Source organism: Acinetobacter sp. YH12116 (assembly GCF_013418895.1).
GTDB lineage: Bacteria > Pseudomonadota > Gammaproteobacteria > Pseudomonadales > Moraxellaceae > Acinetobacter > Acinetobacter indicus.
Genome location: NZ_VPBE01000024.1, coordinates 25,407 through 34,697, shown reverse-complemented (window position 1 = coordinate 34,697; position 9,291 = coordinate 25,407). Strand labels below are relative to the sequence as shown.

Below are 9,291 nucleotides of genomic sequence, written 5' to 3'. Positions count from 1 at the left end.
AAGTGATGGGAGAGCATGTTCAAGAGTGGATTCTAAATGTTCAGATAAAGACATAAAAAAATGAGCGTATTTACATACACTCATTTTTACTACATTTTACTAAAATTTGCTTAACTGACTGGCATTAGCTCATAGAGCGTCTTTTTTACATCAGTTTCTAAATCAGATTAGAAACGGAATTTAGCATTTAAGCCAACAGTTTGAGTATCAAGTACTGTCGCATCTTCTTCGCCAGCTTGAGCAGCTTCGAAGTTAGCATTTACATAGCTTGCACCTACAGAAACAGCAGGAGTGATGAAGTAATTTACGTTTGCACCCCAAGCTTTGTCTGGAGAGTTGTTGTAGCTAGACTCCATGTAAGATGCACCAACGCTAAGAGCAGGCGTTAAGTAAAGATCAGTTTTTAGGTTGTACGCTGTGCTTTCACCGTAAACAAGGCCAGTTTCAAAACCGATTGCCATGTTTGTACCATCAATTGCACCCACGTATTTAGTACGTGCAGTAATAGCATCTTGATCGTCTGCGATTGTTGCAGATTCTAGACCTGCTTTAGCAACACCGTTAGCAACAATGTTGAAAGCATCTAAAGACGCTTGGTCTGCAACGCTGGTATAACCTACAGCAACCAGAAAGTTTGGCGCTACTAATGCACCAAGTTCTAAGGCATAACGGTCGCCATTGTCATCAGCAAAACCAGTTTTGTTGTCTACGATGGTATGGTTATAAGACGCGCTTGCATAGGCTGGAACAAATTTTGTCGGAACATATGCTTCAGCTTTAGCACCATAAGCATGAACAACATCACGCTCGCCATCTTCTTGAAGTTCGCCATAGCTATAAGCTAAAGAAACATTTGATGCTTGGTTTAAAAACGCAGCTTCAGCTAAAGGACCTTTAGTTGAATCAACATTTTTGAAGTAGTAAGTACCTTGAATTGCACCAGAGAAGTCATTGTTGTTTGCAGTATTGTCGATGAATTCTGATTGACCTTGAACTTCGAATTGGTACGCTTGAGCACCGGTCATGGCTAATAATAAAGCTGTGGCTAAACCGAGTTTTTTCATGATAGTTACCAGTTTTGTTAAAAATGGATTAAACAATAGGCATTGTATTGTAACAATTTATTAAGTCAATGAAGACAAAGGAGATTATTTAGTTGAGTAATTGCTCTAAAATATGTATAGGCGAAAAAGTAGTCAATTAATAAATCTGTTGTCAACCTAAAAAGTGTATAAAGAACAAGCGGCTAAATCTCATTTGCGAAAGAAAAGTGCTTGCTGCCTCACTTTTCTTTATAGTTAATCTGAATTGATTCAATATAAATTATCTATAAAAGCAATCTAATAAAAATGTGAGAAGCAGCGCATAAAGCTTAAAAAATGAAGCTTAAGACCAGGATTATGTAGCTGAAATTGATAACGCTTTACTTTTTTTCTACGTTTTCTGGTTTTTATAGGTCTAAATTCGCTGACTATTAATACTGGTTAAACTAAAAGCAGACTATTTTAATAGGCTTTACAAAAAGTGTTATAAGTATCATAATGGCTAGGTAAAGTTATACCGTTTGGTTAGCTTTATCGAAATTGTGATTTCGGTCATGATTTTTCTTGATGCAGGACTAGAGGTTAGAGGAACTGCACTGAGATTCTCCACAAAGTTTTACTTTTTATATGCCCAGCTTTCCCCAAGGCTGGGTTTTTTTTATGCCTGAATCCTGTAGTCAGGATTAAAAACCGCTTAAGTATAAATTTATAGTGCACTATATTGGTGCAATATTTCTTGAATTAAAAAGCGCTATTGAATATATGACCATAAAAAAATCCCGGTTTTCAACGAAAACCGGGATTTTTTAGCCAAAATTTGCGGGAAAATTTAAAATTCTGCTGAGGAATATCTAAAGTCGCCCCAATGCGGTGCATTATGCACTTATTTGATGCAACTGTAAAATGTTTTCTTTAATTTTTTATACAATTTTTAAAACCTTGTTTTTGTTATATAAATCATTGACTTATATTTAATTTTTAAGAGAATGCAATCTCGGTTGCCCTTCAAAAAAAATAGAAACTTACTCTAATTTCGTCGGTTTTTATTCAATTTAATCAATAAATTTGTTAACCTTGTCACAATTTTTTAGTTATCTTGCTGATTTATTCGACTTATAGTTGAATGAACGCTACCGCTGTCCTGTTATTTTTTCCTCAGCAGTGTGGTCATCCGCTTCAGCTCGTTGCTCTGCCTTTGTTGATTCAATACGTTCAGTTCATGCTCATGGTAGTGAGGTTATAAAGATGTCCCATCGCTTGCATTCAGAGAATACTAAGCAGCGTCTGTTTATTTCTATGCTCATTATCATCCTGTCGATTCTGTTTATTTCGGTTCCGGTGACGCTGAAGAGTTATCGCTCTTATCAGCAGTCCGATGTGGTGCTGACCGAAATTTCTGTCTTACGTCATGTGGCCGATCTGGCTAACGAGATTTCACGCGAACGTGGTCCGGCCAATAAGGTTATGTCCAGTACTCCAGATGAACTCAGTGCCAACCTGAAAGAGCTGACCCTGTTTCGAGAGCGGGTCGATCTGCAGATTGAACACACCATGCAATTGTTAAATAGCGCCGGTTTTGCTGCACAGGCCAATGCCTTGACCACCGATTTAAAACCGGCTTTGGCAAAAGGACGTGCTGCGGTGGATGCCTATGCAGCACAACCCTATGCCCAGCGCAGTTCAGCACAGCTGGATCAGGCCATTCAGGCCATGTTTCGTGCCTGGGATGAAGTCTATGAGGTGCTGAAGCATGTCATGATGCAGTCGGAAGGCAAAAAGACCATGCTGTCGGAGTCCTATAGTCTGATTCTGGTACTGGCCGATTTACGTGATCAGGCCGGACGTCTGGCCTCGACGATTATGGCGGCAGTGACTTTTAAAGAACCGATTTCTGAACAGAACCTGGCCTATTCCTTACAGAGCCAGCGACAGTCTTATTATTTATGGGATCTGGTCAACTCGATTCAGCCTGAACAGCACAAAACGCCTGAATACCTGGGACTGCATCAACAGGTTAAACAAAAATATCTGGATCAGGGGGTTCCTATTGTCAGCCAGCTGATTGAAGAAAGTCTGCATGCGCGCCCGTATTCATTAAGCGGAACTGAATTGACTCTGAAGATTGTCGATAAATTTACGACAGTGGTGAATCTGCAGAAATATCTGCTGGATTATAGTGTCTGGCTGGCCCAGCAGGAGCGTCATGCTGCCTGGCAGCAGTTTATCCTGACGCTGTCGGTGTCGATTATTTCTTTGCTGGCGGCGCTGTTTACCATGGTCTATGCGCGTTTTAAGGTATTTAAACCTTTAATTGAAGCGCGGGATCTGATTTTAGAGTTATCTGAAGCCCAGCCACAGACGGCCACAGCTCCAGATTCCTCACACACCTCTTTATTTGCTGCGCTCAAGCAGTTGCAGGCACGTTTGGCTGAACGGGATTTGCTGGAATTCCAGCTACGCAATATGGCCAATACCGATACCCTGACCGGGGTTTCCAATCGTCTGGCGCTGGAAGAATATATTCAATATCTGAATCAGAATCCGGACAAGCTCCATCAAACCGGTTTAATTATTATTGATATTGATGACTTTAAAGAGGTCAATGATCAGTATGGGCATATTGTCGGTGACCGGGTGATTCAGGGAATTGCCGAAGTGTTAAAACATAGTGTGCGTTCATCTGATCTGATTGTGCGTTATGGGGGCGATGAATTCCTGATTCTGATTGAGCAGATTGATCTGGACGGGGCCTTGAGTATTGCCGAGAAATTACGTCAGGAAATTAGCCAGAATGTTCTGACCCTACCGGGACTGGACACGCCGTTAAATATTTCTGTCAGTGCCGGGGTCGCCGCAGATGCAGGCAGCTGGATGGAACTGTTTGGCCGGGCAGATCACTCCTTATTTAAGGCCAAAGAGAAGGGGCGGAATAGGGTGGAAAGTATGCTCTAAACCGTAAATTAAAATAGAAAAATATTTTAAATATATATCTTGATATTTTTCAGGTGAATCTAATAACAAAGAAAAGGGCTCCTCAGAGCCCTTTCATTTTATTTTAACATCGGTTTCAGGAATTTTCCGGTATGGGAGGCTTTCACTTTCACCACCTCTTCCGGGGTACCTTCGGCAATAATCATCCCACCGCCGGCACCGCCTTCCGGGCCTAAATCCACAATCCAGTCTGCGGTTTTAATCACATCCAGATTGTGTTCAATCACCACAATGGTATTTCCCTTGTTGCGCAGCTCATGCAGGATGTCCAGTAGTTTGGCAATGTCATAGAAATGCAGACCGGTGGTTGGTTCATCCAGCACGTACAGGGTTTTACCGGTATCCCGCTTGGCCAGTTCGCGTGCCAGTTTGACCCGCTGCGCCTCACCGCCAGATAAGGTGGTGGCTGACTGACCCAGACGGATATAGCCTAAACCGACCTGATTCAAGGTTTCCAGACGGCGGTGAATCACCGGAATGGCATCAAAGAAATGCATGGCATCTTCGACCGTCATTTCCAGCACATCGGAAATATTTTTGCCTTTGTAATGCACTTCCAGGGTTTCGCGGTTATAGCGTTTGCCATGGCAGGCATCACATGGCACATACATATCTGGCAGGAAGTGCATGGCGACTTTAATCATGCCATCACCTTCACAGGCCTCGCAGCGTCCGCCTTTAACGTTAAAGGAGAAACGGCCTGCCGCATAACCGCGGCCTTTGGCTTCAGGTGTCTGGGCAAACAGTTCACGAATCGGGGTAAACAGACCGGTATAGGTGGCCGGATTGGAACGCGGGGTACGGCCAATCGGACTCTGGTCAATATCTACCACTTTATCCAGAAATTGCAGTCCTTCAATGGTGTCAAACTTTTCCGCACTGAGCGTGGTGGCGCCATTCAGCTGGGTTGCGGCCAATGGCAGCAGGGTACGGTTAATCAGGGTTGATTTACCCGAACCGGATACCCCGGTAACACAGGTCATCACGCCTAAAGGCAGGGTCAGATCGACATTTTTCAGGTTATGGCCACAGGCACCCATCAGCTTGATCTGCTCATCTGGCTTAGGTGGCTGGGTGCGCTGTTTTGGTACTTCAATCTTGAGCTTGCCTGACAGGTATTGACCGGTCAGGGAGTTGGCATTGGCCGCCAGTTCCTGATAGGTCCCTTCAGCAATCACATTCCCGCCATGCACGCCGGCGCCTGGCCCAATATCAATAATATGGTCTGCGGCGCGAATCGCATCTTCATCATGTTCGACCACCAGTACGGTATTGCCCAGATCACGCAGGCGAATCAGGGTTTCCAGCAGACGGTCATTATCACGTTGATGCAGACCAATGGACGGTTCATCCAGCACATACATTACGCCCATTAAACCGGCACCAATCTGCGATGCCAGACGAATACGCTGGGCTTCACCACCCGAGAGGGTTTCGGCAGAACGCGACAGACTTAAATAGTTCAGACCGACTGAGACCAGAAAGTGCAGACGTTCACGGATTTCCTTAAAAATTTTATCGGCAATTTCGCCTTTGGCGCCTTCCAGATTCAGGTTCTGGTAGTAATGCTCGGCATCGCCAATCGACATTTTGGTAATCTGGCTGATGGTTTTGTCTTTGACTCGCACATGGCGCGAAATTTCATTCAGACGTGAACCATCACAGGCATCACAGGCGGCATTGGAGAGATACTGCGCCAGATCATCGCGGACATAATTACTTTCTGTTTCACGATAGCGGCGTTCCAGATGCGGCAAAATCCCTTCAAACGGTTGTACCCGGTTGTGACGACGACCACGTTCATCGACATAGCTCAGGTCAATTTTTTCCCGGCCACTGCCGTAGAGAAATTTTTTCTGGGTGTCTTTGTCCAGTTCATTCCAGGGCGTATCCAGGGAAAAATCATAATGATCGGCAACTTTTTGCAGCATGCCATAATAATAAGGACGCTGACGGTCCCAGCCACGAATTGCACCCTGGCTTAAAGAAAGTTCCGGATTGGGAATGAGTTTGTCGGCACTAAAATGGCTGCGTGTGCCCAGACCATCACAGACCGGACAGGCACCAAACGGGTTGTTAAACGAGAATAGGCGCGGTTCCAGTTCGGCCACGGCACGGTCACATTCCGGGCAGGAGTGTTTGGCCGAGAATACCCGGTCCGGATGTTCACCTTTCATCCACGATAAAATCGCAATATCTCCACCTAAACGTAAAGCGGTTTCAAAACTTTCGGCAATACGGTTGCCCAAATCATCCCGGACTTTAAAGCGGTCGACCACCACTTCAATGCTGTGTTTTTTCTTTTTGTCCAGTTCTGGCGGCGGATCAATCTCCATGATTTCACCATCTACCCGGGCACGAACAAAACCCTGGCTTTGCAGTTGTTCAAACAGATGGGTATATTCGCCTTTACGTTCACGTACCACTGGGGCTAACAGCAGCAGGGCGGTACCTTCTTCCAGACCTTTAACCACATCGACCATTTCAGACACGGTCTGCGCCACCATCGGCAAGTCATGTTCCGGACAGTAGGGCGTACCCACGCGTGCATAGAGCAGACGTAAATAGTCATAAATTTCGGTAATGGTGCCGACGGTAGAACGCGGGTTGTGACTGGTCGATTTCTGCTCAATGGCAATGGCCGGACTTAAGCCTTCAATCGAGTCGACTTCCGGTTTTTCCATTTGTGACAGGAATTGGCGCGCATAGGCCGAGAGCGATTCGACATAACGGCGCTGACCTTCGGCATACAGGGTATCGAAAGCCAGGGAAGATTTACCTGAACCGGAAAGTCCCGTAATCACCACAAACTTGTCGCGTGGAATATCAAGGTTCACATTCTTCAGGTTATGGGTACGTGCGCCTCGAATACGGATATGACTTTGGCTCATGCAATGATCCTAGAAAATTCATTTAAAACCTCTATATGATAGCGCATGAAAAATGTTCAAGTGCAGGCTTAAGGTATTTCTACGTCAAATTATGTCGGTTGATTGCAAATAAAGGCCAAGATCTGAAAACGATAAGGATAAAAAATTGTCAGGAGAAAAAGTACGGGGATCAAAGCACGCAAGAATGAAAGAGAGCTGTCGGCCCTTGTGCAAGTCTGCTGATCTTGCACCAGGGCGAGTAATCAAAGATTAGTTGCTGCTGTCCAGTCCCGGCCAGTTACGCTGTGCATAGGCACTGTCCCAGAACAGCCATTCCAGTTCAGCAGCACGGGTATAGGCCTGACGCATTTTCGCCAGTGTGTCTTCATCACAGCGCTCGGCCACGCGGTCAACCGTGGCAATCACATTGCGCACCGCAGTATGGAACTCTTCGCCGGCATAGGTATCGACCCAAGCCTGATATGGGTTGTTGGCGACCGAGTTGCCGACAATATCTCTACCGACTTCGGCATAAATCCAGAAACATGGCAATAATGAGGCCAGCACCACCGGATAACTCTCCGACCAGGCAGTGGCAACCAGATAACTGGTGTAATGATGGCAGGCCAGGGTCAGCGGCGTATTTTCAAACTGTTCTTTGCTAATGCCAAAATCCTGCATAAAGCCGTTATGTAGCGAACGTTCCACCACAATCGCCACCTTGGCGGCTTCGGCAAACTGGATCACATCATCAGCATCAAAGGCTTTGGCAGCACACACCGCCAGCGCGCGGCCATAGGCCAGTAAATAATGCGCATCCTGAATCACATAGTGGCTAAAGGCCTCACGACTTAGGCTGCCTCGCGCCAGTTCCTGGTTAAAGGGTAGGGCCAGGGTGTTTTGATACAGTTCTAAATTCTGTTGCCACAATTGTTCAGAAAAACGCATGTCCGGTTCCTGTAAAGCATCAAGATCAATGCCCAAAGACTAGCATACTTGCGCTGCAAAGATGAGCCGCTTTGATTTGTATCAGAATCAACAAAAAAGCATACGAAGTGTTTTGGCATCGTCATCAAAAAGCGTCATAATAGCGGCCATATCTCTATCGCCGAGGTCCTGCATGTCTTCAGCAGGATGCACGCGGCGCATTCGGTGTAATTCAAGTTTAATATTTACCGAATTTCTTTATCTAATAATGTCATAGGTCGATTTGTCATGATGAAACATTTTGGTTTCTCTATTGCATTTACGATCGTGTGTCTCGGTTTGTCTGCTTATTGGGGCTATACCCACGGCCCGGAAGCAGGCCTGAAAACCATGTTCACAGCACTGACCATTACGGCCATTCTCGCCATTATGGAAGTGTCGTTATCGTTTGATAACGCGGTTGTTAACGCATCAGTCCTGCGCGGTTGGGACCATTTCTGGAAAATGCTGTTCCTGACGGTCGGGATTCTGATTGCCGTATTCGGTATGCGTTTAATTTTCCCGGTGGTGATTGTTGCCGTCACAGCCGATATGGGCATGATGGAAGTGGTGCAGCTGGCACTGAATAATCCGAAAGAATATTCGGCCAAATTAATGGCGCATCATCCTGAAATTGCAGCATTTGGTGGTGCCTTCCTGTTAATGGTGTTCCTGAACTTCTTTCTCGATGATGAAAAAGACACCCACTGGTTCCGCTGGATTGAGCGCCGTTTATCCAATCTGGCCAGCGTACCGGCCATGTCGGTCTTTATTGCACTGGTGGCTTTGCTGATCATGGCGGCCAATGTGGTTGAGGACAAACGTCTGGTAGTCACCATGGCCGGCATTTGGGGCATCGTGATTTATATTGGTGTACAGGTATTGAGTCATTTACTGGGTGGCGAACCTGAAGTCGATGAAAATGGCAATGCGATTCGTCATGATGAAAATGGCGTACCAACCGGTGTGGTGAAAGCCGGTGTTGGTGGCTTCTTGTATCTGGAAGTGCTGGATGCCTCGTTCAGTTTTGATGGCGTAATTGGTGCCTTTGCGATTACTTCGGATGTGGTAATTATCATGCTCGGTCTGGCGATTGGTGCGATTTTCGTGCGTTCGATGACCATTTATCTGGTAGAAAAAGGCACCCTGGATGCTTATATTTACCTGGAACATGGTGCGCATTATGCGATTGGTGCACTGGCCTTTATCATGATTGCCAGTGGAACCGGTTTACACGTCCCGGAAGTGGTCACTGGTCTGATTGGCGTAGCCTTTATTGTCTGGGCGGTATTTGCCTCAATTCAATATAAAAAACGTCAGGCACTGCACTAAGTTGCAGTCTGATCTGAAGAAGGTGCAAACAATTGCACCTTTTTTTATGACTGGTAGTTCAGATGCAGAATATTGTGCTGAATATCGCA

Annotated in this window: 5 protein-coding genes; 2 read left to right on the top strand and 3 right to left on the bottom strand. The window is 45.6% G+C overall.

The window, feature by feature from the left end:
* Nucleotides 1-167 precede the first annotated feature (167 nt).
* Nucleotides 168-1,067, bottom strand: a complete 900-nt coding sequence (gene omp33-36 / locus FTU54_RS12365; RefSeq protein ID WP_265088073.1) for a porin Omp33-36 — start codon at nt 1,065-1,067, stop codon at nt 168-170.
* Nucleotides 1,068-2,288: 1,221 nt separating this feature from the next.
* Between omp33-36 and FTU54_RS12360 the strand changes: the two genes are divergently transcribed.
* On the top strand, nt 2,289-3,995 hold the full coding sequence (locus FTU54_RS12360) for a GGDEF domain-containing protein (RefSeq protein WP_180074811.1): 1,707 nt from the start codon (nt 2,289-2,291) through the stop codon (nt 3,993-3,995).
* A gap of 98 nt (nt 3,996-4,093) precedes the next feature.
* On the opposite strand, the gene uvrA is transcribed toward FTU54_RS12360, so the two are convergent.
* Both uvrA and tenA read right to left on the bottom strand, forming a co-directional pair.
* Nucleotides 4,094-6,925: an excinuclease ABC subunit UvrA gene (gene uvrA / locus FTU54_RS12355; RefSeq protein WP_180074810.1), complete on the bottom strand. Its 2,832-nt coding sequence runs from the start codon at nt 6,923-6,925 to the stop codon at nt 4,094-4,096.
* A gap of 249 nt (nt 6,926-7,174) precedes the next feature.
* On the bottom strand, nt 7,175-7,852 hold the full coding sequence (gene tenA / locus FTU54_RS12350; RefSeq protein ID WP_180074809.1) for a thiaminase II: 678 nt from the start codon (nt 7,850-7,852) through the stop codon (nt 7,175-7,177).
* A 267-nt stretch (nt 7,853-8,119) separates the two neighbouring features.
* On the opposite strand from tenA, the gene FTU54_RS12345 reads away from it, so the two are divergent.
* Entirely contained in the window at nt 8,120-9,202 is a 1,083-nt protein-coding gene (locus FTU54_RS12345) for a DUF475 domain-containing protein (protein WP_180074808.1), read from the top strand.
* Nucleotides 9,203-9,291: the final 89 nt, after the last annotated feature.